The sequence below is a fragment of the Micromonospora sp. NPDC048887 genome, from assembly GCF_040649715.1.
Taxonomy (GTDB): Bacteria; Actinomycetota; Actinomycetes; order Mycobacteriales; family Micromonosporaceae; genus Micromonospora.
This window is the reverse complement of sequence record NZ_JBEZGA010000005.1, coordinates 356,630-380,995: the sequence shown is the minus strand read 5'-3', so window position 1 is coordinate 380,995 and position 24,366 is coordinate 356,630. Positions and strand designations below refer to the sequence as shown.

The 24,366-nt window shown below is 73.2% G+C and carries 20 protein-coding genes; 16 read left to right on the top strand and 4 right to left on the bottom strand.

What is annotated here, in order from left to right; genetic code table 11:
- The first annotated feature begins 52 nt into the window (after positions 1-52).
- The 5 genes from AB0C17_RS11645 (at position 53) to AB0C17_RS11625 (ending at position 3,196) form a co-directional block, all read left to right on the top strand.
- Positions 53-388, top strand: coding sequence for a hypothetical protein (locus AB0C17_RS11645; RefSeq protein ID WP_357474910.1), 336 nt, complete (start codon positions 53-55; stop codon positions 386-388).
- On the top strand, positions 385-936 hold the full coding sequence (locus AB0C17_RS11640; protein WP_357478222.1) for a putative immunity protein: 552 nt from the start codon (positions 385-387) through the stop codon (positions 934-936). Before AB0C17_RS11645 ends, AB0C17_RS11640 begins: the two co-directional genes overlap by 4 nt.
- Positions 933-1,448, top strand: a complete 516-nt coding sequence (locus AB0C17_RS11635; RefSeq protein WP_357478220.1) for a putative immunity protein — start codon at positions 933-935, stop codon at positions 1,446-1,448. The genes AB0C17_RS11640 and AB0C17_RS11635 overlap by 4 nt, the downstream gene beginning before the upstream one ends.
- A 111-nt stretch (positions 1,449-1,559) precedes the next feature.
- The gene (locus AB0C17_RS11630; RefSeq protein WP_357382221.1) at positions 1,560-2,090 is read left to right on the top strand and encodes a SigE family RNA polymerase sigma factor; all 531 of its coding nucleotides are present in this window, start codon (positions 1,560-1,562) and stop codon (positions 2,088-2,090) included.
- Complete coding sequence (locus tag AB0C17_RS11625; RefSeq protein ID WP_357478217.1) at positions 2,087-3,196, top strand: hypothetical protein; 1,110 nt, start codon at positions 2,087-2,089, stop codon at positions 3,194-3,196. The genes AB0C17_RS11630 and AB0C17_RS11625 overlap by 4 nt, the downstream gene beginning before the upstream one ends.
- A gap of 50 nt (positions 3,197-3,246) precedes the next feature.
- Here the strand turns inward: AB0C17_RS11625 and AB0C17_RS11620 are convergent, their stop codons facing one another.
- Positions 3,247-4,650 carry a PQQ-like beta-propeller repeat protein gene (locus AB0C17_RS11620; RefSeq protein ID WP_357478215.1) on the bottom strand — a complete coding sequence of 468 codons (1,404 nt, stop codon included), beginning with the start codon at positions 4,648-4,650 and terminating at the stop codon, positions 3,247-3,249.
- 19 nt (positions 4,651-4,669) lie between these two features.
- Complete coding sequence (locus tag AB0C17_RS11615) at positions 4,670-6,154, bottom strand: hypothetical protein (protein WP_357474924.1); 1,485 nt, start codon at positions 6,152-6,154, stop codon at positions 4,670-4,672.
- A 253-nt stretch (positions 6,155-6,407) separates the two neighbouring features.
- On the opposite strand from AB0C17_RS11615, the gene AB0C17_RS11610 reads away from it, so the two are divergent.
- From AB0C17_RS11610 to AB0C17_RS11595, 4 genes are all read left to right on the top strand, one after another.
- On the top strand, positions 6,408-7,178 hold the full coding sequence (locus AB0C17_RS11610) for an SGNH/GDSL hydrolase family protein (protein WP_357382230.1): 771 nt from the start codon (positions 6,408-6,410) through the stop codon (positions 7,176-7,178).
- A gap of 2 nt (positions 7,179-7,180) precedes the next feature.
- Entirely contained in the window at positions 7,181-7,627 is a 447-nt protein-coding gene (locus AB0C17_RS11605) for a hypothetical protein (protein WP_357468675.1), read from the top strand.
- Positions 7,628-7,785: 158 nt separating this feature from the next.
- Complete coding sequence (locus AB0C17_RS11600; protein WP_357478213.1) at positions 7,786-10,719, top strand: hypothetical protein; 2,934 nt, start codon at positions 7,786-7,788, stop codon at positions 10,717-10,719.
- Positions 10,720-10,808: 89 nt separating this feature from the next.
- Complete coding sequence (locus tag AB0C17_RS11595; protein ID WP_357382236.1) at positions 10,809-11,711, top strand: sulfurtransferase; 903 nt, start codon at positions 10,809-10,811, stop codon at positions 11,709-11,711.
- A 55-nt stretch (positions 11,712-11,766) separates the two neighbouring features.
- Here the strand turns inward: AB0C17_RS11595 and AB0C17_RS11590 are convergent, their stop codons facing one another.
- Together AB0C17_RS11590 and AB0C17_RS11585 are read right to left on the bottom strand one after the other, a co-directional pair.
- Positions 11,767-12,960 carry a hypothetical protein gene (locus tag AB0C17_RS11590; protein WP_357478211.1) on the bottom strand — a complete coding sequence of 398 codons (1,194 nt, stop codon included), beginning with the start codon at positions 12,958-12,960 and terminating at the stop codon, positions 11,767-11,769.
- On the bottom strand, positions 12,957-13,475 hold the full coding sequence (locus tag AB0C17_RS11585; RefSeq protein ID WP_357478208.1) for a SigE family RNA polymerase sigma factor: 519 nt from the start codon (positions 13,473-13,475) through the stop codon (positions 12,957-12,959). Before AB0C17_RS11585 ends, AB0C17_RS11590 begins: the two co-directional genes overlap by 4 nt.
- Positions 13,476-13,608: 133 nt before the next feature.
- Between AB0C17_RS11585 and AB0C17_RS11580 the strand changes: the two genes are divergently transcribed.
- From AB0C17_RS11580 to AB0C17_RS11550, 7 genes are all read left to right on the top strand, one after another.
- Entirely contained in the window at positions 13,609-15,402 is a 1,794-nt protein-coding gene (locus AB0C17_RS11580) for an HSP90 family protein (RefSeq protein WP_357468591.1), read from the top strand.
- On the top strand, positions 15,395-18,238 hold the full coding sequence (locus AB0C17_RS11575; protein WP_357468586.1) for a hypothetical protein: 2,844 nt from the start codon (positions 15,395-15,397) through the stop codon (positions 18,236-18,238). Before AB0C17_RS11580 ends, AB0C17_RS11575 begins: the two co-directional genes overlap by 8 nt.
- Before the next feature lie 71 nt (positions 18,239-18,309).
- Positions 18,310-18,924: a helix-turn-helix domain-containing protein gene (locus AB0C17_RS11570; RefSeq protein WP_357382246.1), complete on the top strand. Its 615-nt coding sequence runs from the start codon at positions 18,310-18,312 to the stop codon at positions 18,922-18,924.
- 77 nt (positions 18,925-19,001) lie between these two features.
- Positions 19,002-20,366 (top strand): biotin carboxylase N-terminal domain-containing protein, encoded by a 1,365-nt coding sequence (locus AB0C17_RS11565; RefSeq protein ID WP_357468687.1) that lies wholly within the window; start codon positions 19,002-19,004, stop codon positions 20,364-20,366.
- 42 nt (positions 20,367-20,408) lie between these two features.
- Positions 20,409-21,329: a hydroxymethylglutaryl-CoA lyase gene (locus AB0C17_RS11560; protein ID WP_357468582.1), complete on the top strand. Its 921-nt coding sequence runs from the start codon at positions 20,409-20,411 to the stop codon at positions 21,327-21,329.
- A 205-nt stretch (positions 21,330-21,534) separates the two neighbouring features.
- Positions 21,535-23,067 carry an acyl-CoA carboxylase subunit beta gene (locus tag AB0C17_RS11555; protein ID WP_357468579.1) on the top strand — a complete coding sequence of 511 codons (1,533 nt, stop codon included), beginning with the start codon at positions 21,535-21,537 and terminating at the stop codon, positions 23,065-23,067.
- 118 nt (positions 23,068-23,185) lie between these two features.
- Positions 23,186-24,334 carry an acyl-CoA dehydrogenase family protein gene (locus tag AB0C17_RS11550; protein WP_357382250.1) on the top strand — a complete coding sequence of 383 codons (1,149 nt, stop codon included), beginning with the start codon at positions 23,186-23,188 and terminating at the stop codon, positions 24,332-24,334.
- The last annotated feature ends 32 nt before the right edge of the window (positions 24,335-24,366 follow it).

Here is a 24,366-nt window from a genome sequence, read left to right as displayed (position 1 = left end):
ACTCGCCGGGACGACTTCCGAGCGTAGTGGTGTCCTCAGCAGACTGTCACGCATGAACCTTCCCGTACCCCGGCTCGGGCCGTACCCCGATCGGCCCCGCCCCTGCCCGCCGGGCCAGCCGGCCCACCTGCCGATCCGGCCGCTCTGGCTCTGCCGCGCCTGCGGCGGGCCGTGGCCCTGCGCGCAGGCCCGCCTGCTGCTCAAGGCCGAGTACGCGGACCACCCGGTCGACCTGGCCGTCTACCTGTCCGGGCTCTACCACGAGGCCACCCACGACCTGTTCCGCCTCAACCCGCAGGACGGGCCGACGCCGCGTGAGCTGTTCGAGCGGTTCGTCGGCTGGGGGCCTTACCGGCGGGGCAACGCCGATACGATGCCCGCGACATGACAGCACCGGGGGACTTCGACCTGACCGTGGACGAGCTGCGCGAGGTGGCGCGGTACGCGGTGCGGCACGCGGAGGACGTCCTCCCGGTCTACGAGCGGGCGGTTCCCGGTGACGGGCGTCCCCGCACGGCTGTCGACGCGGCCTGGACGTTCGTACGCGGAGCCGCCCGGACGAAACTCCAGCGGGTCACGTCCCTCGATGCGCACCGGGCCGCCCGGTCCGCGCCCACCGAGGCCGCGCGCCTGGCCGCCCGGGCTGCCGGTGACGCCGCGGCGGCCGCGTACCTGCACCCGATCGCGAAGGCCACCCAGGTCGGCCACATCCTGCGGGCCGCCGCCAACGCGGCGCGCGTCGCCGAACTGGAGGCCGGCGGCGACGAGACCGTGGGCGAGGCGGCGCTGGACCGGTACCGGCGGCTCGCCACACCCGTGCTGGTCGACGTGCTCCGCCGCTACCCGCCGGTGACCGGTGGCGGCAGCCGGGTCGCCCGGCTGATGAGCACTCTGGACCACGACCTGCGCCACGCCGGACCGGAGGCCGCGTCGTGATCCTGCCGAAGATCCGGGATCCCCGGTTCATCACGATCCGCCGGGGCGGCACGCTCACCGACGAGCACCACCACCTGCTGGCGCTCTGGGCCGCCACCTGCGCCGAGCACGTCCTCGGCCTGTTCGAGGCGGTCCGGCCGGACGACAGCCGTCCGCGCGAGGCGATCGAGCACGCCCGCGCCTGGGTGCGCGGCGAGGTCGGGATGATGCGGGCACGGGCGGCGGGCGGGCACGCCATGGGCGCGGCCCGGGACCTGCGCGGGGCGGCACGCAACGCCGCGTACGCCGCCGGTCAGGCCGCCGTCGTGGCTCACGTCGCCGCCCACGAACTCGGCGCCGCCGCGTACGCGATAAAGGCGGTACGCGCGGCGGCGCCCGACGGTCTCGGCGAGGTGGCCGGGCGCGACGAGTGCCGGTGGCAGCGCGACCGGCTCCCGGCGGAGATCCGCGAGCTGGTCCTGGACGACCAGCGCCTGCGCAACGACATCTGCTGGTCGGTCTTCGACTGCTGACGCCGGCCGGCCCGGCGAAAGAGTCACCGCCGGCGGCAACCATGGCGCGGGCAGGTGGCGTCTCGGAAGGCGTCACGCTGATGCACCACCTGACCCCAAGGACCGGCTCGTGTGGACCCTCTCCTGAATGAGTTCGACTTGTTCGTCCGAACTCGCACCCCCGCCTTACTGCGATCCGCCTACCTGCTCACCGGCGACCAGCATCTGGCCGAGGATCTCGTCCAGTCCGCCCTGGCCCGTACCCACCGCGCCTGGAACCGGTTGCACGAGACCGGCAACGCGGAGGCGTACACCCGGAAGATCATGTACCACCTGCAGGTCTCCTGGTGGCGGCGCCGCCGGGTGGCCGAGTCGATGCCGGGCGACATGCCCGAGCCGCGCGGAGGCGACTCGGCCCCCGACCACGCCCAGCAGACCACGCTCCGGCTGACCCTCCGGGTCGCGCTGGCCCGGCTGTCCGCCAAACAACGGGCCGTCCTGGTCCTGCGGTTCTTCGAGGACCGCACCGAAGCCGAGGCCGCCGACCTGCTCGGCGTGACAGTCGGCACCGTCAAGAGCCAGACGTCCAAGGCGCTGGCGAAGCTGCGCAGCGTGGCCCCGGAGCTCGCCGAGCTGTACGTCACGGAAGGAACCGCCCGATGAACCAGGACCGACTGCGTTTCGACCTGTCCGACCTGGCCGAGGAGGTCACCCCGGTCGACCTGCGGGACCGCGCGCTGCGTACCTCGCGGCGACTCGGCATCCAGCGGGCCGTCGCCACCTCCGCCGCCGCGCTCGTGGTGCTGGCCGCCGCGACCGGAACCGCGCTGGCGATCCGGCCGAACAGCCAGGCGCCCGAACCCGCCGGGCCGTCGGTGACCGTCACCGCCCCGCCGGTCGAGCCGTCCCGTACGCCCTCCACCGACGCGAGCACCGCCACCGGCCAGTCGCAGCCGGCGCTCACCGGTACCCGCTACTACCTGGAGCACACGTCTACCCGATCCCGGATCCACGAGGTCCGCGGCACGCGGGACCGGGTGGTCCACGAGGTCGTCCACGAGGCAGCCTCTCGCTGCGAGGCCAACAGCGTCAGCATCTCCCCGGACGGCAAGCGGGTGGTGTGGGTGCAGGACAGCGCCGACAACGCCAACGGGGTGCTGCTGATCGCCACCGTCGGAGACGAGGGGGCGACGACCCTCGCGGAGGGGATCAGTTGCCTCGGCGCCCGGCCGCTGCGGTGGAAGGGCGACGACCATCTCATGGTGCAGCGGAAGAACCGCCAGTCCGTGCTCTACGACGTGACGGCCAACAAGCAGGTCGTCGGCGACCCGGGCCAGGAGGTCAAGCGCTGCTGGTCCGCCGACGGCACCTGGCTGGCCGCCGAGTCGGACGGCAAACCCTACGTCACGGACGGTGAGAGCACCCGGCAGTACACCTACACGCCACCTCAGCAGGAGGCCACGAAGTGGGGCGGATGGGAGGCCCGCAGCGTGTCCGCCGACGGCCGCTACGTGGCAGTGGGCTGGATCGGCACCGACCCGTCCCGCCGGGACGGCAGCTTCGCGGTGGTCGACACCAGGACCAGCAAGGTCGTCGACCTGCCCGGCACGGGCGAGGTCCGCGGCATCCTGTTCAGCGCCGACGGCAGGGTGTTGCTGCGGCGCGGTACCGGCATCACGGTCCTCGACAGTGAGTTCAAGCCGCTCGGCACGGTGACCGAGCCGGCACCGACCCGGAACCGGGCACTGCTGACGTACGTGCCCGCCTGATGACGGGCGACGCGGGGCGGGTCACCGACGGGTGGCCCGCCCCGCGTCGTTCAGCGCAGGACGGTGATCGCCGCGTCCGCGCTGACCTGTTTCCACGGCACCAGCACCACGGTGCCGTCGCGTTCCAGCACCTTCGCGTCGCTGCCCTCGGTGCCGGCCGAACGCGGCGCCTCGGCCAGCACATCCACCTCTCCGGTGGCCGGGTCGATGCGGACCAGCCGGGGGGCGAGATCCCGCCGGTCGCCCACCTCCCACGCCAGCACACCCTGATCGTCGAGGCGGATCAGTTCCACCTCGCTGTCGGTGTGCCCGGCCGACACCCAGCGCCGCTTCCCGGTGGCCAGGTCGATCGCCACCACCTGATCGGCCTGGCGCATGTCGTCGCCGACCGGTGAAGGCTCGGTGGGCAGGTAGAGCGTTTCCGTGTCGGCCAGGTACGGCCGGATCTCCGGCCCCTCGACCGTGTTGGATCGGTTGACGGGCAGGTCGCTGAACCGCGTACCGTCGACGGGGTTGCCGAACGTGGCCCGCTCCTTGCCGGTGGCGTCGCGCGCGACGAACGTCTCGGTGCTCAGGCCGGGCAGGCTGACCAGCGGGTCGACGCTCAGCACGCCGCCGCTCTGCTGTGCGGCCGGCAGTTGTTGCTGCCAGCGCGGCTTGCCGGTGGCCGGGTCCAGGCCGAGCAGCGCCCCCCGGTCGCCGTCGCAGAGCGCGGTGACCACGGCCTGGTCCCCGGCGGCCTGCGCGTCGGCCACGCGGCAGTCGCGGCCGGGCAGCAGCCGGTCCGCGTCGGTCTGCCACAGCCGCTTGCCGTCGGCCAGCGAGTATCCGAGGACGCTCTCGCCGCTGCGCACGACGACCTGCCCGTTCGCCACCGACAGGTCCGGCGCGGTGACAGTGGACCGGCCCTTGCGGCGTTCGACGGGGAACGTCGCCCGCCAGGTCTGGCTGCCGCCGGCCGCGTCGAACCCGACGAGCGTGTCGCAGGATTCGGCGGATCCGAGCGCCACCACACCCCGCCCCTCGGCCAGCGTCTGCGCGGCCGCGCACAGCGACGTCGCCTGTGGCGCGGGCACACCCCACGCCTGGGCGCCGTCGTCGAGCCGGTAGGCGATGATGCCGTCCGGCTGGGCCCGGACCACCGCGTCGCCGACCAGCCAGGCACCGAACATGTCCTGCCCGTCGTACGTCTTCAGCCCGTTGCGCTGCAGTTCCGGGAAGTCGAGCACCCACGCGGTACGCAGCTTCCGCCCGTCGCCGTCACCGCCGCCGACCAGCCGGGACACGCCGTAGGCGGTGCCGGCGGCGACCGCGAGCACCGCCACCAGGCCGCCGGCCACCAGTAACGCCACGCGCCCGCGCCGCTTCGGCGCCGCCGGCGGCGCACCGACCGGACCCGGCGGGCCCGCCGGTGGGTACGCGGGCGGCGGGTACTGCTGGTGCTGATACGTCATCGGTCGTCTCCCGTTTCCGTCAGCCGTCCAGTTCGCGGACGTAGTCGGCCCAGCCGGCCTGGAACTCGTCGAGCGACACGCCGAGCACGTCCCGGGCGGCGCGGTCGGTCGGGGCGCCGGCGTAGACGGCCTCGACGAAGCGGAACAGCTTCGGCTCGCCATGCTTTTCGGCGAGGTGGCTCATCGCGGTGTGCCCGAGCCAGTAGTGGAAGCTCAGCCGGTCGGGGTTGTCCCACTCGCCGTTGCCGGGCAGCTTCCCGTTCCACCCGTTGCGGACCAACTGCCGGGCCGGCGCGGTGCGTTCGCTGGCGGTCAGCGGAAGGCCGCTGAAGGCGATGTACTCGGCGAAGCCCTCGACCACCCACTCGTCGAGCTTGCTGAACTCGTCCACGGCGGACAGGTCGGTGCGGAGCGTCATCAGCGAGTGCGCGATTTCGTGCCGCAACACCATGCGGGCGTCGTTGTCGCCGCCGGAGCGGGTGAAGTAGCGATCGGTGGTGTCCACCACGATGCGGGTGCCGCCGATCGTGGCCTTGCCGTCCTTGCGCTCGGCCGCGACCATGCCCACCGAGAAGCCCGCCGCGGTGGCCTTCTCGGTGCCGATCCGGTAGAGCGAGGTCATCTCGTCCTTGCCCGCGGCGAACGTGACGACGAACTTGTCCGTCATCGGTTCGGGCGGCGCGTTGGCCCGCCACACGGCCAGGTTGTCCGTCACCGACCTGTCGACGGCCAGGGCGTACCGCACCGCCAGGTCGGCCCGGGCCGCGTCGGTGATGATCAGGGCGTACGCGGTCCGCTCGACATGGATCTCCTGCCACTTGTCCCACGGCCCGGGGTAGTAGACGGTCTTCGAGTCGCCGTTGCCGCCGGCAGGTGCGCCGGTCACAGCGGTGACCCGGATCGGCGCGTCCTTGCCGGCGCGGACGATCGTCCAGCGGTACCACTCGGCGACCGGGGCCAGGTCGAAGCCGTCCAACTGGTGCACGAACGAGACGTCGAGCTGGAACGTGACGCCCTGTCCGAACGCGTCGCTGGCGCGGCCCTGCTTCTCGACCGTCTCGTAGCGGGCCACCGACAGCGGCAACTTCGCCAGGTTGCGGAAGAGCTGGGTCTGCCCGGCGATCAGCTCCTCGCGGGCCGGGTCGAACGCGGCCAGGTAGCCGTCCAGGTCCTTCGCCGCCAGCGCCTTGGTGTGCCGGTCGAGCAGGGCGGACAATTCGGCGTTCGTGACTGTGACACCGTTCGCGCCGGCTGCCGCCTTCGGCGCCGGGCCGTCCTCGTCGTCGCCGCGCAGGCCCAGCCCGACGCCGACCGCGGTGCCGGCGCAGACCGCGAGCGCGAGCGCGCCGGCCGCGAGCCCGATCCAGAGCCCACGGCGGGACCTCGGTGCCGGGGGCGGCGGCCCCCACGGGACCGGCTGCGCGGGCGGCGGTGTTCCGCCGTGCCGGGAGTCGGCGTTGCCGGGCGGCGGCCAGCCCGCCGCCGGAGGGTGCCCCTGCGTCATCTGGTTCCTCGCTCGTGCCGTGTGCGGGACCGGCCGGACGTTTCCGCGCGGCCAGGTGACGGCAGTCATCATCTCCGGTCCGGATGACGGATTCTGCCCCGGCAGGCGTGTCTGGTCGATTCGTCCCCGAGGTGCCGCTCGGGAACAGGACGTCGAGACATCCGCCACGTCCGGCGTGCAGGGCCAGCGGGACCGGTCCGCGCGGTGACAGACTGTGCGACGCACTTCTGCCGGGACGTCTGAGGGAGGCGCCGTGCGCTGGCGCAGCTACGTGGCGGTGGGCGACAGCTTCACCGAGGGCATGGACGACGCGTATCCGGACGGCAGCTACCGGGGCTGGGCCGACCTGGTCGCCACCCGCCTCGCCGCCGAGGCCGGTCCGGACTTCGGCTATGCCAACCTGGCCATCCGGGGCCGCCTGTTCCCGAACGTGGTGGCCGAGCAGGTGCCGTCCGCGCTGGCCATGAAGCCCGACCTGATCAGCTTCGCGGCCGGCGGCAACGACGTGCTGCGCCGCAGCTTCGACCCGGACGTGTTCGTGCCGCGCTACGACGCCGTGGTCCAGCGGCTCCGGGGCGGCGGCAGCGACGTGGTGCTGTTCCGGTTCGCCGACGTGATGGCCCGGCTGCCCGGCCAGCGACTGGTGGCCCCCCGGGTGGCAGTGCTCAACCGCGCGGTCGGCGAGGTGGCCGAGCGGCACGGCGCGATCCTGGTCGACCTGTACGCCGACGACACCTACCTCAACCCGCTGCTGTGGAGCACCGACCGGCTGCACCTGTCGGCCGCCGGGCACCGCCGGGTCGCCGCCCAGGTGCTCGCCGCGCTCGGCGTCGGCTGCGACGAGGAGTGGCTGCTGGTTCCGCCGCACCCGGCACCCAGCCCGTGGCTGGCAGCCCGCGCCGCCGATCTGCGCTGGGCGGGCAAGCACCTCGCGCCGTGGATCAAGCGCCGGTTGACCGGGCGGTCCTCCGGGGACTTCGTCACCGCCAAACGGCCGGTGCTCGGCCCGGTCGACGCCGACTGAGCGTGCGTACCGTCCACGCCGCCGACCTGCTGCGGCTGACACCCGACGACCCGCCCCGCGCGGGGTTGGCCGTCGTGGTCGCCGGTGACCGGGTCGAGGCGATCGTGCCGACGGCCGAGCTGCCCGGCGCGTACCCCGGTGTGCGGGTGCGGCGGTGGGCCGGCACGCTCGGGCCGGCGCTGGTGCACGACGGCCCGCTGCCTCCCGCGCCCACGCCCCGCGAGCGGGTGCACGCGTTGTTCCGGCTCGGCGTCGCCGCCGTGGTCGGGGAACACGTCACCGATCCGGCGCTGCGGTCCGCCGCGGCCCGCAACGACGTGGCGGTGCTGCCCGCCGCCAGGCCGCCCGCGCTGGTGGCCGGCGGGCGGGCCGACCTCGCCGTCTTCGATCCGGACGGCTCCTGCCGCGCCACTGTGGTCGCCGGGCGGCTGGTGCACCGCCGCGCCTGACCCAGCCGGACGGCTCGACGGCGTCCACCGGACGTCCTATGTGTCCCGTGCTTCGCCTATTGGGATCGCCCGATGTCCGCCCGCCTGGGTAGCATCCGCTGCCCCCGTCGATCAAGTACGGGGTGACACAGGGGAAAGGTGGATGGGGTTTGACCCTCATGCCTGACAGAAATCCACGTCGGACCGGCCGGCGAGGTCTGCTCGCCGCCGCGCTGGCGACAGTGGTCGTGGCCGGGACGGTGACCGCCACCGCGGCGCCGGCCGCCGCGTACGACATCCGCTACGAGACGAACACCTCCTGGGCCTGGACCGACTCGCGCTCACCCGCCAAGATCAATATCGATCAGCCCGGCGACGTGCCGGTCGGCATCTGGACGGACGCGAAGGGTCGCCCGCACACGTCGCGTGCCTACTTCACGTTCGACATCTCCCGGTACCGGGGAGCGGAGATCGAGACGGCCAAGCTCGACGTCACGGAGACGGCCGGGGCGGACTGCACCAAGCGCCCGAAGATCGAGCTGTGGCGCACCGCCGCCTACACCGCCCGGTCGAGCTGGCTCAAGCCACCGGCCGACCTGGCCCTCGTCGACAGCCGCCAGCTCACCGACCGGACCGTCTGCCCGGCGCCCCGGGTGGAGTTCGACGCGGTCGAGGGGCTGCGCCAGGCGCTCGCCGAGGGCCGGTCGACGCTGACCCTCTCGCTTCGGCTGCCCGCCGACGTCGAGCGGGATCCGGCGCTGGCCCGGAAGTACGCCACCAAGGTCGGCATCTCGATCGACTACAACTTCCGCCCCGGCGTGCCGACCGACCTGCGGACCACCGACGGAACGGCGTGCACCACGGCCGAGCCGTACCAGGTGATCCGCTTCCCCGCCCTCTCCGGGGTGGTGCACGACCGGGACCGCAACGACGGCGGCGGCACGGACCATCTCACCGTCTCCTTCGCGGTCTGGCCGGTCGACGAGCCGGAGGCGCGCATCGAGCAGACCAACAACGCGCGCGACGGCCAGCGCGTCGTCGGCCGCTTCGACCACATCTATCCGTCGCCGTTCGAGCACGACCGGACGTACGCCTGGCAGATGCGGGCGGCGGACAGCCGGGCCACCGGCGAGTGGAGCCCGGTCTGCTACTTCCGCCTCGACATCCGTGGCCCGGCCACCCCGCCCACCGTCACGTCCACCGACTTCCCGGACGACCGTGAGTGGCACCCGGCTCTGCCCGGCGAGTTCACCTTCACCGCCAACGGCGCCGCCGACGTGGTGCGGTACGGCTACTCGTTGGACTCCGGCGTCGAGAAGACGGTCGACGCCGACCGGACGGGCGGTGCGGCCACCGTCACGCTCACGCCGGACCGCGGCCTGAACACGCTGCGGGTGTGGAGCCTGGACGCGGTCGGCAACCGCTCGACGACCACCGCGTACGAGTTCCTCGCCGAGGACGTGTCGCCGGTCATCGAGGGACGGCTGAACGAGATCGGCGTGCCGGCGACGTTCCAGCTCCGTCCGCAGATGGACGGGGTGGTGCGCTACCGCTACGCCCTGGACGGCGACCCGGAGCGGACGGTCGACGCCGCCGCCGACGGCTCCGCCGCGATCACCGTCACCGCGACCCGTGGTGGCTTCCGCACCCTCACCGTCACCAGCGTCACGGCGGGCGGCGTGGAGGTCACCGGCATCCGGGAGTTCCACCTGCCGACCGAGCCGATGATCTCGGCCACCGTCTACGAGGAGTGGACCGGCGGCGGCGGACAGGGCATACCGGGTGTCTTCACCTTCACCCCGCGTATGCCGGACACGGTCAGCTACCGCTACCGCTTCGACGACGAGCCGGGCACGGTGGCCGCGAAGGCCGACGGCACCGCGTCGGTGACCTGGACGCCGACCGGTGAGGGATGGGTCAACCTGGCCGTGTGGAGCGTGAGCCGGGACGGCACCGAGTCCGAGCCGGCGACCTGGTTCTTCCGGGTGTGGGACCTGCGTCCCGCCGTCTCCGCCGACCCCTACCGGGCCGACTGGCCCGCCGGTGGTCCGGGCCAGCCGGGCGAGTTCCGGTTCACCTCGGAGGTCCCGGAGACGGTGGCCTTCCTCTACCGGTTCGACGACGGCACCGAACAGCGCGTCGAGAGCGGCGCCCGGGCGACGGTGAGCTGGACGCCCACCGAGGGCGGGCAGCACACGGTCACCGTTCGCGGGGTCACCGCGGACGGCACCCGCTCGCCCGAGACCGTCTGGACGTTCCTGGTCGACGACGCCCCGCTGGTCCGGTCGGCGGAATATCCGGAGGGCGGCAGCAGCGGCCTGCCCGGAGTCGCCGGGACCTTCACCTTCACGCCGCAGCGGTCGAACGTGGTCCGGTACCACTACTCGTTCCAGGGCGCGGAGCCGACGACAGTCGACGCGGCGGCCGACGGCACCGCCACCGTCACCTGGACCCCGGAGCAGGCCGGCTGGCACCAGTTGACGGTGATCGCGGAGACCGCTGACGGCACGCGCACCGGGCAGCGCGAGTACCAGTTCACCGTCCGCGATCCCAAGCCGCGGGTCATCTCGTACCTGTACAGCGAGTGGGGTTCGAGCGGTGGCATCGGCGTACCCGGTGGCTTCCGCTTCGACTCCGACCTGCCGGACACGGTGGCGTTCGTCTACCGGCTCAACGACGGGCCGGAGCAGACCGTCGACGTCACCGACGACACCGCCGCCGAGCTGACGGTCACCCCGGACCGGGCCTTCCGGAACACGCTCACCGTCCGGGCCCGCTCGTCGTCCGGCGAGCTGTCCCCGGAGACCAGCTACTCGTTCCTGGTCAGCAGCGTGCCGGGCGTCAGCTCGACCACCTACCCGCTCGGCGGGTCGGGCGGCGGTCCGGGCGTGCCCGGTGTCTTCACGTTCACCCCCGGGATGCCCGACGTCGACAGGTACGTCTACCAGTTCGACTACGCCCCTGAGGTCACCGTGCCGGCCGGCGCGGACGGCTCCGCCTCGGTCACCCTCACGCCGGCCGAGGCCGGCTGGCACACCGTGACGGTGTACGCGATCGACAAGGCCGGCAACCGGTCGGACCTCGCGTACCAGTGGTTCATCGTCGAGGGCTGATCGTCTGATCGCACCGGCCCCACCACCTTTCCGAGGTGGTGGGGCCGGTGTCACATCCGCGGCTCCGGATCGGGCGTACCTTGGGGCTCATGCCTGTGCCGAGTGATCCGCATCCACACCTCCAGTCGTACGCCGACCCGCAGCGCCTGGTCACCACCGAGTGGCTGGCCGAGCACCTGGGCGACGAAGGGCTCGTGGTGGTCGAGTCCGACGAGGACGTGCTCCTCTACGACACCGGCCACATCCCCGGCGCCGTCAAGGTCGACTGGCACACCGAACTCAACGACCAGGTCACCCGCGACTACCTGGACGCCGCGAGCTTCGCCGAGCTGTGCGCCGCCAAGGGCATCGGGCGGGACGACACAGTCGTCTTCTACGGCGACAACTTCAACTGGTGGGCCGCGTACGCCCTCTGGGTCTTCTCCCTCTTCGGTCACCAGGACGTGCGGCTGCTCGACGGCGGCCGGCAGAAGTGGGTCGCCGAGGGACGGGAACTGACCCGGGACAGGGTGAGCCGGCCCCGCGCCTCGTACCCGGTGCCGGAACGCGACGACGCGCCGATCCGCGCGTACCGGGAGCAGGTCATGGACCACGTGGCGGCCGGCCGGCCGCTGGTGGACGTGCGTTCGCCGGGCGAGTACACCGGCGAGATGCTGCACATGCCGGACTACCCGCAGGAGGGCGCGCTGCGCGGCGGGCACATCCCGGGCGCGGTGAGCAAGCCGTGGAAGTCCGCCGCGAACGACGACGGCACGTTCAAGTCCGCCGACGAGCTGCGCGCCATCTACGCCGACCAGCTCGGGCTGAGCCCGTCCGACGACGTGGTGGCCTACTGCCGGATCGGTGAGCGGTCCAGCCACACCTGGTTCGTGCTGCACCACCTGCTCGGCTTCCCGCAGGTGCGCAACTACGACGGCTCGTGGACCGAGTGGGGCAACCTGGTCCGGGCCCCCGTCGTGAAGGGCGACCAGCCCGGCGGCCTGATCCGCTGAGCCGTCCCGGCCGGTCCCGCCGTGGTCGCGGCGGGACCGGCCGGTTTTGTACCGGTCAGCGGGCGGCGATCGACAGCAGGCCGGGGACGTCGCCCGCCACCCAGTCGACTCCGCCGGTCTCCGGTCGCCACCGGGCCAGCCCGGCGTCGTAGCGGAACAGCAGCGCGCCGTCGGCGGTCCAGCCGTACACCTCGCAGCAGCCCTTGGACCGGCCCTCGCGTCCGAGGTCGAGCAGGCGGGTCACCGCGCCGGTACGGGCGTCGAGCACCGCCACGCCCTCGGCGCCGCTCGTCGTGCCGGCGGCGCCCGCTGTGGTGGTCCACCCGGCCTGGCCGATCCGGTCGCCGCGCTGCCAGCCCCGTCCGTAGACCTCGTCCAGCCGGTAGCCGGGCGGCAGTTCCCCGGTGGTCACCGGCCGCCGCTCCGGCTCGCCACCGGAGGCGGGGAACCGGCGTACGGCCAGGCCGCCGTCCCCGGACCAGCCGCCGACTGTGAACAGGTCACCGGAACGGGCCGGCTCGGGCACGACGAGCGTCCAGGGATCGACCGGCAGCTTCCGTGCCGCTCCGGTGCGCCGGTCCAGCTCGTACGCGGTGTCGTTGTCCCCGACCAGCAGCCGGTCCCCGGCCCAGAGCACGTGTTCCAGGTAGCCGGCGAGCGGGTAGCGGCGGACCGCGCCGTCGGTCAGGCCGACCACGACCACCTCGCCGGTCTGCGCGAACGCGGCGATCCGGCCGTCCGGCGACAGACTGCCCGGCTTGAGCGGAGCGGCCTGGTTGCCCCCGGCGTCGCGGGTGGGCGCGAGCGTGACGACGTCGAGTTCCCGGACGATGCCGTCGTCACCGAGCACCCGGACCGGGCCGGCCTCGCCGGTCTCCGGGTCGACCGGCTGGTAGAGCGCCTGAGCCCGGCGCACCGGGCGTTCGGAGAGGCCGGAGGCGACCCGGTCGCCGAGCCGGGCCAGCGGGCCGCCGGCCTGTCCGAGCCGGTCCGGGGGCCGCTGCACCACCGGCGCGCTCGGTGCCGACGTCACAGTCGGGCGGGGCGGTGCGGCCGGTGGCGGGCCGGAGCGGTGCAGGAGCGCCGTCGTACCGCCGCCGAGCAGGACCACGGCGACGGCCGCGGCGCCGGCGGCCCGGCGGGCGCGACGGACCCGGCGGGCCCGGTCCCATCCGGCGGCGGCCGGACGAGCCGGCCGGATCTCCTCGGCGGCCCGGGTCAGCAGCCGGGTCAGCTCGGTCTCGGTCACGGGTTCGCCTCCATCCCGGTCATCAGGCCGTCTCCGGGCGCGCCCGGGGCGGGTACGACGTCGCGCAGCTTGCGCAGCGCGTCGTGGCACTGGCTCTTGACGGTGCCGACGGTGACGCCGAGCGCCTCGGCGGTGGCGACCTCGGTCAGGTCCTCGAAGTAGCGCAGCACCACGACCGCCCGCTGGCGTGGCGGCAGCCGGTCCAGCGCCGCGCGCACGGTGAGCCGCAGCGCGGCGTCGGCGTCCGCGCCCGGCCGGTCCGGCGGATACGCGCTGAGCCATTCCCGCCGTCGGCGTCGCCACCACGAGACGGCGTCGCGGTAGAGGATGGCGCGCACGTACGCGGCCGGGTCGCCGTCACGCACCGACGACCAGCGCAGCGCCAGCTTGAGCAGCGCGTCCTGGAGCAGGTCCTCGGCCTGGTGGCGGTTCCCGCAGATCAGGTACGCGGCGCGCAGCAGCCGGTGCTGGTGCGACTCGACGAAGGCGAGGTAGTCCGCCCGCCCGTCGTCCATCCGGCCTCCCTCTCCCGCGCGTTCCACCCCCCAGACGCCCCCGCACACGCAAAAGGTTGGCGGGGTTGACGGGACGGACACTGTCGGCGCTGACCGGTACGGTGAGCGCCGAAAATCCGAACCGGGAGCGCGATTGGACCGCACCTTCCAGGTCGACCTCCGTGGCGTGGTCGACCTGCTCAGTCATCACCTCTACGGCAGTCCGCGGGTGTACGTGCGCGAGCTGCTCCAGAACGCCGTCGACGCGATCACCGCGCGGCGGGCCGCCGAGCCGAAAGCCCCGGCGCGGGTCCGCATCGAGCCGCCGGAGCTGACCGGCGACGGCACACTGCGCGTGCACGACACCGGCATCGGGCTGACCGAGGCGCAGGTGCACGAGCTGCTCGCCACCATCGGCCGCAGCTCCAAGCGCGACGAGCTGGGCTTCTCCCGGCACGAGTTCCTCGGCCAGTTCGGCATCGGCCTGCTCTCCTGCTTCCTGGTCGCGGACGAGATCCGGGTGGTCACCCGGCACGCCGACGAGCCCACTGTGCTCTGGACGGGCTGGTCCGACGGGCGGTACGCGGTGCGCCTCGCCGATCCGGAGCAGGCCCGGGACGAGCCCGGCACCACAGTCACGCTGGTGCCCCGGCGCGACGCCGACCAGTGGCTCGGCGTACCCACAGTCACCGAGCTGGCCCGCCTCTACGGCAGCCTGCTGCCGGTCGACGTCCGGGTCGGTGACACGCCGACCACCGCCGGCCCGCCGCCGTGGCCGACCACGCCGGGAGCGCCGGTCGACCGCGCCGCCCTCCAGCGGTACGCGCAGGACCTGCTCGGGGTCGTCCCGTTCGACGTGGTGCCGCTGTCGGTGCCGGAGGCCGGCCTGACCGGCGTGGCGTTCATCCTGCCCACAGCGGTGAACCCGGCCGCCCGGGCCGGGCACCGGGTCTACCTGAAGCGGATGCTGCTCAGCGAGCACGCCGACGGGCTGCTGCCCGAGTGGGCCTTCTTCGCCCACTGCGTGGTCGACGCCGGCGAGCTGCGTCCCACCGCCAGCCGCGAGGCGCTCTACGAGGACGCGCTGCTCACCTCCGTCCGGGAGGCGCTCGGCGACCAGATCCGGGGCTGGCTGGTCCGGCTCGCGAAGCACGATCCGCGCCGGCTCGGCGAGTTCCTCCAGGTGCACCACCTGGGGGTCAAGGCGCTCGCCATGCACGACGACGAGATGCTGCGGCTGGTCGACCAGTGGTGGCCGATGGACACAAACGTCGGCACGATGACGCTCGCCGAGTTCCGGGAGCGCCACGGCGTGCTCCGGTACGCCGCCAGCCTGGACGAGTTCCGCCAGCTCGCCGCCGTGGCCGCCGCGCAGGATCTGGCCGTGGTCAACGGCGGCTACACGTACGACACCGAGCTGATCGAACGCATGCCCAGTGTGGATCGGTCGGTGCTGATCGAGCGGCTGGAGCCGAGCGACCTGACCACCCGGTTCGAGATCCTCGACCCGGCGACCGAGCTGGCCCTGCGGCCGTTCCGCACCGCCGCGCAGCGGGCCCTGGAACGGCTCGGCTGCGAGGTGGTGATCCGGGCGTACGACCCGGTCTCGCTCCCCGCGCTCTACCTGCTGTCCCGCTCGGCGGCGTTCCACGACCAGCTCGCCGCCAGCCGGGACAAGGCCGACGAGCTGTGGGGCGGCGTGCTCGACGCGCTCGCCGCCACCGCCCCGCCGGACCGCCCGCAACTGGTGCTCAACCACCGCAACCCGCTGGTCCGCCGGGTCACCACGCTCGCCGACCCGGAGCTGGTCGGCCTGGCCGTCGAGGCGCTCTACGGGCAGGCGCTGCTGCTCGGGCACCACCCCATCCGGGCGGCCGACGCCGCACTGCTGAACAGTTCCTTCCTCGGCCTGCTCGGCCGGGCCGTACCGGGAGAGATCCGTGACTGACGACGACCTCTGGCGCATGCACCGCGAGATCGAATCCATGCCGTACGGCCCGGGGCAGATCGCCGCGCTGGAGCAGCTGCTGCGCCGCGCCGACGCGGGCGACGACCGGCACCTCGCCTTCGCCGCCCGGATCATCGGCACCACCGCGTACGTCTACGGCGGCGAGCCGGCGAAGTCCTTCGTCACGTTCTCCTGGTGCCTGTCCGAGTACGACAAGGATCCGCAGCCCTACCACCAGCGCTACACGCACCAGCTGCTGTGGTTCTTCAAGTACATGGTCAACGCCATGGTGAAGTTCCCGGAGCTGCCGCTGGACCGGACGTACGCGGTCCTCGACGACATGGAACGGCGCTACCGCGATTCCGGGCACTCGCTCCAGGCGGTCTACAAGCACCGCTACCTGGTGGCCGCGCACCTGGGTGACGAGGAGGCGGCGGACGGGTGGTACCGCAAGTGGATGACAACGCCCCGCGACACGCTCTCCGACTGCGCAGGCTGCGACCCGACCACGCAGGTCACGCACCTGGTGCGGCTTGGTCGCCACGAGGAGGCGGTGGCGCTGGCCGAGCCGGTGCTCGCCGGCCGGCTGACCTGTAGCGAGCAGCCACAGGGGATCCTCACCGCGCTGCTCACGCCCTACCGGGAGACCGGCCGGACCGACGCCGCGCGGGACGCGCACCGGGAGGCGTACCGGCGGGTGCGCGGGCACCTCGCCGACCTGTGGGACATCGCCGACCACGTCGACTTCTGCACCGTCACCGGCAACGAGGCGCGCGCGTTGGAGCTGGTCGAGCGGCATCTGGACTGGCTGGACCGGGCACCCACGCCGGCCGCCGCGATGCACTTCGCGGCCGCCGCCTCGGCGGCGCTGCGTCAGGTGCCGGCCGAGCTGACAGTGCACCGCCGCGCCGCAGGCGACCGGCCGGCCGCGGACGTGCCGGCGGGCGCGCTCGCCGACGAGCTGGCCGGTACGGCGACCGCCCTGGCCGAACGCTTCGACGCGCGCAACGGCACCACGCACCAGTCCGGGTTGATCGCCCGCAAGCTGGCGGCCGGGCCGGTCGGCGAGCACCTGCCGCTCTCCGCGAGCCTGCGCCGCCCGGCGGTGCCCGCGCCGCGTACCGGCCCGGATGCTCCGGTGGCCGCCGCGCAGCCGGTCACCGTGCCCGCCGACGCCGGTACCGACGAGCTGCTGGGGCTGGCCGAGGAGTCCTGGCGCACCAACCGCCGGGACGGCCTGGCGGCGGCGCTGCGCGCGTACGACGAGCGGTTCGGTGACGCCGACGTGCCCGCGAACACCCGGGCCTGGCGGCTGGAACTGCGAGCCGGTGAGCTGTCCCAGGACGACGACGGCGTGCCGGCGGCGATCGCCGTCAACCAGGAGGCGCTCGCCGCGTGGCGGGAGGTGCCAGATCCGCTGCGCGCGCAGGTGGTGGCGGGGCGGCTCGGTGTGCTGCTCAGCATGGTCGACGAGAGCGCGGACGAAGGGCTGGCCCTGGCCCGGGAGTCGGCCGACTACCTGGCCGAGAACGGCGAGCCGCGTGACCGGGCCGCGGGCTGGGACCGGCTCGCCCTGGCCCATGTGCACCGCGGGCGGTGGGCGGAGGCGCTCGACGCGCTCGACCGGGCCGAGCCGGACGCCGACGCCGATCCGTGGCTGGCCGGCCGGGTCGCGCTGCACCGCACGCACGTGCTGGAACAGTTGGAGCGGGCCGACGAGTTCCGGGACGCGGCGGCGCGGTCCCGCCGGCTGGCGGGCGAGCTGGGCGACGCCGACATGCTCATCGGCGCCTGCCTGGCGTACGCGCGTGCCACCGACGACCCGGCCGACGCGGTGGCCGCCTGTGACGAGGCGCTGTCGGTCGCCCCGCCCGGCGTCCACCTGCCGCTGCGGGTGACCCGGGGCCGGGCGCTGATGGCCGCCGACCGGGCCGCCGAGGCGGTGGAGGATCTGGCCGAGGCGGTCACCCTCTGCGTCGAGCAGGGGCTCGACGGCGACGCGCTGCTGCGCTGGGAGCTGGCCGACGCGTACCGGGCGGCCGGGCGGCTGGCCGAGGCCGCCGAGGTGGCCGAGGAGGCGGTGCTCGGGCTGGACCGGGCCGGCGCGCAGGCCGAGGCGGACCGGTGCCGGCACCTGCTGGCCGGCATCTACGCGGGGCTGGGCGAGACGGACCTGGCGCTCACGGTGCTCGACAAGCTGGCCGAGAACCTGGACGGGCCGGACAATCTCCCCCATCGGGCGCAGGTGCTGGAGGAATCCGGTGGCCTGCTCTACGACGCCGACCGGGACGCCCTGGCCGCGCAGCGGTTCGCGGCGGCGGCGACCGCCTGGCGGCTGGCCGGGTATCAGGTGGACGAGCTGCGGGCCCGGCGGCGGGAACTGCTCGCCCTGCACTGGTCCGGCGACCTGCCGGCGGCGGTGGCCGCGATCGAGCGGGTGGACGAGGCGGTGGCCGCGCTCCAGGGCGAGGCCGACGAGCCGCCGGTGGTCACGTACGAGCGGGCGATGGCCGCCGACGCGGTGGCCCGGGTGCTGATCGGCGAGGACCGCCTCACCGCCGCGCTGGACCGGGTGGACGGCGTGCCGGAGCGCCTGCGGTCGATCGAGGCGTTCGGCGAGGCGGCGCAGGTCGAGGTGCTGACCGGTGAGCTGCTGCTGCGCGACGGGCGGCCGGAGCAGGCCGAGGGGCTGCTGCGCCCGGTCCTCGCCGGGCTGCCCGCCGGTTCCCGCCCGGCCACGCAGGCCGCCTGGCTGCTGGCCCGCGCGCTCGACGAGCAGGGCCGGGAGGCCGAGGCGGCGAAGGTCCGCGCCGACCACGGCATCGAGGAGGACTGAGACGGCGAGCCGGGGCAACGGTGGGTCAACCGCGGCTGCCCCGGCTCGTACGCGAGGTCTAGGCTGGGCCGGTGGCGGTGGAACAGCAGGCACGGGGGGCGGCGGGTGCGGCCCGGCGGCGGTCCCGGCGGGACGAGATCCTGGAGATCGCGGTCGGCCTCTTCGCGGCGCGCGGCTACCACGGGGTGTCGATGGACGACATCGGCGCGGCGGCCGGGGTCACCGGGCCGGCGCTCTACCACCACTTCGCCGGCAAGGAGGCGATGCTCGCCGCCGCGCTGATCCCGGTGAGCGAGGGGTTGCTCGCGGGCGGGCGGGACCGCGCCGCCGGCCACCCGGGTGATCCGCGTGCCGCGCTGGAGTCGCTGATCGACTTCCATGTCGAGTTCGCGCTGGCCCATCCGGCGGTGATCGCGTTGCACCTGCACGAGCTGGACCGCCTGCCGGACGAGCCGCGCCGCCGGATCCGCCGGCTCCAGCGGATGTACGTCGAGGAGTGGGTGACCGTGCTGACCGCGCTGCACCCCGGCCTGCCCGACGGGGCGGCCCGGGTGCTCGCCCACGCGGCGTTCGGCCTGATGAACTCGACGCCGTTCCTCGGCGGCGAGGTGGACCGCCGGCGCCGGGCCGAACTGCTGCGCGGCGCGACCCTCGCGGCCCTGCTCGCGCCCACCGATCCGGCCTGACACGCCGCGCGCACCTTAACGCGTGTTAAGAAGAGACCCCGGCTTTGCGTCGAGAAGGGGTCACGTCCGTGCAGAAGATGATCGAATCGTTGTTGGTCGCGAATCGGGGGGAGATCGCGCGGCGGATCATCCGTACCGGCAGGCGGCTCGGGATCCGGACGATCGCCGTCCACTCGGAGGCCGACGGCGGGCTGCCGTTCGTGACCGAGGCGGACGAGGCGGTCTGTGTCGGCCCGGCGAACCCGGCGCAGAGCTACCGCAACGTGGAGGCGATCCTCGACGCCGCCCGTAGCACCGGCGCGCAGGCGATCCACCCCGGCTACGGCTTCCTGTCCGAGAACGCGGACTTCGCCCGTACCGTCGAAGGGGCCGGCCTGATCTGGGTCGGGCCCGGCGCGGACGCGATCAGCGCGATGGGCGACAAGATCAACGCTCGGAACCTGATGGCGGCGGCCGGGGTCCCGGTCGCGCCCGGCACCACCGAACCGGCGACCGACCTGGCCGCGGCGGTGGCCGCCGCGGAGATCGGCTACCCGGTGATGGTCAAGGCCGCCGCCGGTGGCGGCGGCATGGGCATGGGCGTGGCCGCCGACGAGACGGCGCTGCGCACCGAGTACGACAAGGTCCGTGCGTTCGCCGAGCGGATGTTCGGCGACGGGTCGGTGCTGATCGAGCGGTACTTCCCCCGGGTGCGCCACGTCGAGGTGCAGATCCTCGGCCTGGCCGACGGCCGGGTGGTGGCGCTCGGCGAGCGGGAGTGCTCGGTGCAGCGGCGCAACCAGAAGCTGGTCGAGGAGTCGCCGTCCCCGGCGGTCTCGCCCGAGTTGCGCGAGCGGTTCCTGGCCGCGGCGGTACGGGCGGGCGAGGCGGTGGGCTACCGCAACGCCGGCACCGTCGAGTGCTTGCTGGTCCCGCGTCAGCGGGATCTCAAGGACGGCAGCCCCCTCTCCGAAGAATTTTTCTTCCTGGAGATGAACACGCGGCTTCAGGTCGAGCACCCGGTCACCGAGTACGTCTACGGCGTCGACCTGGTCGAGGAGCAGTTGCGGGTGGCGTCCGGCCTGGCGCCGACGTTCGACCCGGACGCGCTCACCCCGCGCGGCCACGCCATCGAGCTGCGGATCAACGCCGAGGACCCGAAGCGGTTCCTGCCCGGCCCGGGCGCGATCACCACCTGGAACGAGCCGGCCGGCACCGGCGTACGTGTCGACTCCGGCTACGTCGCCGGCAACACCGTCACGCCGTTCTACGACAGCCTGATGGCCAAGCTGATCGTCAGTGGCGCTACCCGCGAGGAGGCGGTCGAGCGGGCCCGGGCGGCGGTCGCCCAGTTCGAGATCGCCGGCCCGAAGTGCAACCTGCCGTTCTTCGCCGAGCTGCTGGAGAACCCGGAGTTCCTCTCCGGCGACTACGACACCGGCATCGTCTCCCGGATGCGCTGACGCCATCTCGGTGTCACGCTCGACTGAAGTGAGGTGAACCTGATGGCGCAACTTCCGGACTCCGTCAGCATCCGTGAGGTCGGCCCCCGCGACGGCCTCCAGAACGAGGAGCCCATTCCCACCGACGCCAAGGTGCGGCTGCTCGACGCGTTGTCCCGCACCGGCGTGCGGCGCATCGAGGCCGTCTCCTTCGTCCACCCGAAGGCGATCCCGCAGATGGCCGACGCCGACGAGGTGTGGCAGCGGGCGGAGAAGGCCGACGGCGTGCGTTACTCCGCGCTGGTGCCGAACACCCGTGGCGCGCAGCGGGCGCTGGCGGCCGGCTTCACCGAGATCGAGGTGGTGGTCTCGGCCAGCGACACGCACAACCGCCGCAACGTGAACCGCTCCACCGACGAGTCGCTCGACGACATCGCCGAGCTGATCGACCTGCTGCACGGCGCGGGCGCCACCGCCGAGGTGATCGTGGCGACCAGCTTCGGCTGCCCCTACGAGGGCGACGTGGACCCCCGCCGGGTCGCCGCGATCGTCGACCGCGTCGCCCGCGACGGCGCGGACCGCGTCGCCTTCGGCGACACCACCGGCATGGGTACGCCCCGGCGCGTCCGCGAACTGGTCACGGCGGTCCGGGACCGTAACGCCCACCTGCCGGTGCTGCTGCACTTCCACAACACCCGGGGTACCGCGCTGGCGAACATGCTCACCGCGATGGAGTTGGGCGTCACCGAGTTCGACGCCAGCGTCGGCGGCCTGGGCGGCTGCCCGTACGCCCCGGGTGCCAGCGGCAACCTGGCCACCGAGGAGGCGGTGCACATGCTGCACGACATGGGCATCGACACCGGCATCGACCTGGACGCCCTGATCGAGGCCGCCGAGCTGGCCGAGGCCCTGGTGGGCAAGCAGCTCCCGTCCGGAGTCCTCCGAGCCGGTCCTCGCTCCCGCCTGACCCCCCTCCCCACCTGACCCCGACCCTGCCCCTGCCCTGCCCCTGCCTCTCGTTGATCAAGGAGTTCGCGTCCTCCGGGAGCCCGGATGAGGACACGAACTCCTTGATCACGGGGGAACGTCGGGGGCGTGGCAGGGTCGCCGGGAGCCGGGCCGGTGGGGTAGCCTAACGATCGTTCAGGTCGGTGGCGCCCTGCGCGGGCGGTGGCAACGGGGAGTCGGCGTGACGCTCGACGGTGAGGCTCTGGAGCAGCTACGCAAGCGCGCCCGCGCCGGCGGCGCGGACAAGTACCACGCGGCAAACGCCGCCAAGGGCAAGCTGTTCGCCCGCGAGCGCGTGGCCTACCTGGTCGACGAGGGCTCCTTCGTCGAGGACGGGCTCTACGCGAACGCCATGGTCGACGGGCTGCCCGCCGACGGCGTGGTCACCGGCACCGCCACCATCGACGGCCGCCAGGTCTGCCTGATGGCGAACGACTCCACGGTCAAGGCCGGCAGCTGGGGCGCGCGTACCGTCGAGAAGATCATCCGGATCATCGAGCGGGCGTACGCGACCGGCGTCCCGATGGTCTACCTGGTCGACTCGGCCGGTGCCCGGATCACCGACCAGGTCGACCTGTTCCCGGGCCGGCGCGGCGCCGGCAAGATCTTCTGGAACCAGGTCCGCGCCTCCGGCTCGATCCCGCAGGTGTGCGCGCTGTTCGGGCCGAGCGCGGCCGGCGGGGCGTACATCCCGGCGTTCTGCGACGTGGTGGCCATGGTGGACGGCAACGCCAGCATGTACCTCGGCTCCGACCGGATGGTCGAGATGGTCACCGGTGAGAAGACCACGCTGGAGGCGATGGGCGGCGCGAAGGTGCACTGCGCCGAGTCCGGCGTCGGTCACTTCCTCTGTAAGACCGAGAACGACGCGCTCGACGTGGTGCGGACCTACCTGTCGTACCTGCCGTCGAACTGGAAGCAGGACCCGCCCGCCGCCGAGGCGGTGGCCGCGCCGGAGAAGGCCGACCTGGCCGCGCTGGTGCCGGCCAGCGAGCGGCAGGCGTTCGACATGCGCCGGTACGTCAAGGGCCTGCTCGACTCCGGCAGCTTCTTCGAGATCCAGGCGCTGTGGGCCAAGGAGCTGACCATCGGGTTCGGCCGGCTCAACGGCGAGGTCGTCGGCGTGGTCGGCAACAACTCGATGTTCAAGGGCGGCGTGCTCTTCGTCGACTCGGCCGACAAGGCGACCCGGTTCGTGCAGCTCTGCGACGCGTTCAACGTGCCGCTGCTGTTCCTGTCCGACGTGCCCGGCTTCATGGTCGGCAGCGCGGTGGAGAAGCAGGGCATCATCCGGCACGGCGCGAAGATGATCACGGCGATCTCCGAGGCGACCGTACCCAAGATCTGTGTGGTGGTCCGCAAGGCGTACGGCGCGGGTCTCTACGCGATGGCCGGTCCCGGCTTCGAGCCGGACGCCACTATCGCGCTGCCCACCGCGAAGATCGCGGTGATGGGCGCGGAGGCCGCCGTCAACGCGGTCTACGCCAACAAGATCGCCGCCATCTCCGACGAGGCCGAGCGGGCCGCCTTCGTGGCCGCGAAGCGCGAGGAGTACGAGCGCGACATCGACGTGGTCCGCCTCGCCAGCGAGCTGGTGGTGGACGCGATCGTCGAGCCGCACGAGCTGCGCGCCGAGCTGGTACGCCGGTTCGCCGCCGCGCGCGGCAAGGAGCGGCACTTCTCCCGGCGCCGCCACGGCGTCACCCCCGTCTGACCCGGCAAGGAAGGGCCCCCTCTTAACGCCTGGTGCATGTAAAGGGGCCCCTCCTAACGCTTCAGCCGCTCCCGGCGTCACGAGCGCCCGGCGGCCCGCCCTTTCCAGGAGGATCGACATGGACTTCCGGCTCGACGAGGAGCAGCAGGCGCTGCGGGAGAGCGTCCGGGAATTCGCCCGCGAGGTGGTCGCGCCCACCATCGCCGAGCACTACGAGCGGCACACCTTCCCGTACGAGATCGTCCGTCAGATGGGGAAGATGGGCCTGTTCGGGCTGCCCTTCGCGGAGGAGCACGGCGGCATGGGCGGCGACTACTTCGCGCTCTGCCTGGCGCTGGAGGAGCTGGCCCGGGTGGACTCCAGCGTGGCGATCACGCTGGAGGCGGCGGTGTCGCTCGGCGCGATGCCGATCTACCGGTTCGGCACCGAGGAGCAGAAGGCACAGTGGTTGCCGAGGCTGCTCAGCGGTGAGGCGCTGGCCGGGTTCGGGCTCACCGAGCCGGGCACCGGCTCGGACGCGGGCGGCACCCGGACGCGCGCGGTCCTGGACGGCGACGAGTGGGTCATAAACGGCTCGAAGGCGTTCATCACCAACTCCGGCACCGACATCACCGCGCTGGTCACCGTCACCGCCGTCACCGGTACGCGGCCCGACGGCGGCAAGGAGCTGTCCACGATCATCGTGCCGTCGGGTACGCCCGGCTTCACCGTCGCGCCCGGCTACTCGAAGGTCGGCTGGAACGCCTCGGACACCCACGAGCTGACGTTCGACGACTGCCGGGTGCCGGCGGCCAACCTGCTCGGCGAGCGCGGCCGGGGCTTCGCCCAGTTCCTGCGCATCCTGGACGAGGGCCGGATCGCCATCGCGGCGCTCGCCGTCGGCCTGGCCCAGGGCTGCGTCGACGAGTCGATCAAGTACGCCAAGGAGCGCCAGGCGTTCGGTCAGCCGATCGGCAACTACCAGGCCATCCAGTTCAAGATCGCGGACATGGAGATGAAGGCGCACACGGCCCGGCTGGCCTACTACGACGCGGCGGCCCGGATGCTCGCCGGTGAGCCGTTCAAGCGCCAGGCGGCCATCGCCAAGCTGCACGCCAGCACCGTGGCGGTGGACAACGCCCGCGAGGCGACGCAGATCCACGGCGGGTACGGCTTCATGAACGAGTACCCGGTGGCCCGCTTCTGGCGCGACTCCAAGATCCTGGAGATCGGTGAGGGCACCAGCGAGGTGCAGCGCATGATCATCGCGCGCGACCTCGGCATGTGACATTCACCCGCGTCCTCGTCCTGTCGGATAAC

Excerpts from the sequence above, each read along its gene's own strand:
- AB0C17_RS11600 (WP_357478213.1), top strand. The coding sequence starts at position 7,786 with ATGCCTGACAGAAATCCACGTCGGACCGGCCGGCGAGGTCTGCTCGCC.
- AB0C17_RS11550 (WP_357382250.1), top strand. The coding sequence starts at position 23,186 with ATGGACTTCCGGCTCGACGAGGAGCAGCAGGCGCTGCGGGAGAGCGTC.
- AB0C17_RS11645 (WP_357474910.1), top strand. The coding sequence starts at position 53 with ATGAACCTTCCCGTACCCCGGCTCGGGCCGTACCCCGATCGGCCCCGC.
- AB0C17_RS11625 (WP_357478217.1), top strand. The coding sequence starts at position 2,087 with ATGAACCAGGACCGACTGCGTTTCGACCTGTCCGACCTGGCCGAGGAG.
- AB0C17_RS11565 (WP_357468687.1), top strand. The coding sequence starts at position 19,002 with ATGATCGAATCGTTGTTGGTCGCGAATCGGGGGGAGATCGCGCGGCGG.
- AB0C17_RS11640 (WP_357478222.1), top strand. The coding sequence starts at position 385 with ATGACAGCACCGGGGGACTTCGACCTGACCGTGGACGAGCTGCGCGAG.
- AB0C17_RS11620 (WP_357478215.1), bottom strand. The coding sequence starts at position 4,650 with ATGACGTATCAGCACCAGCAGTACCCGCCGCCCGCGTACCCACCGGCG.
- AB0C17_RS11595 (WP_357382236.1), top strand. The coding sequence starts at position 10,809 with ATGCCTGTGCCGAGTGATCCGCATCCACACCTCCAGTCGTACGCCGAC.
- AB0C17_RS11615 (WP_357474924.1), bottom strand. The coding sequence starts at position 6,154 with ATGACGCAGGGGCACCCTCCGGCGGCGGGCTGGCCGCCGCCCGGCAAC.
- AB0C17_RS11585 (WP_357478208.1), bottom strand. The coding sequence starts at position 13,475 with ATGGACGACGGGCGGGCGGACTACCTCGCCTTCGTCGAGTCGCACCAG.
- AB0C17_RS11560 (WP_357468582.1), top strand. The coding sequence starts at position 20,409 with ATGGCGCAACTTCCGGACTCCGTCAGCATCCGTGAGGTCGGCCCCCGC.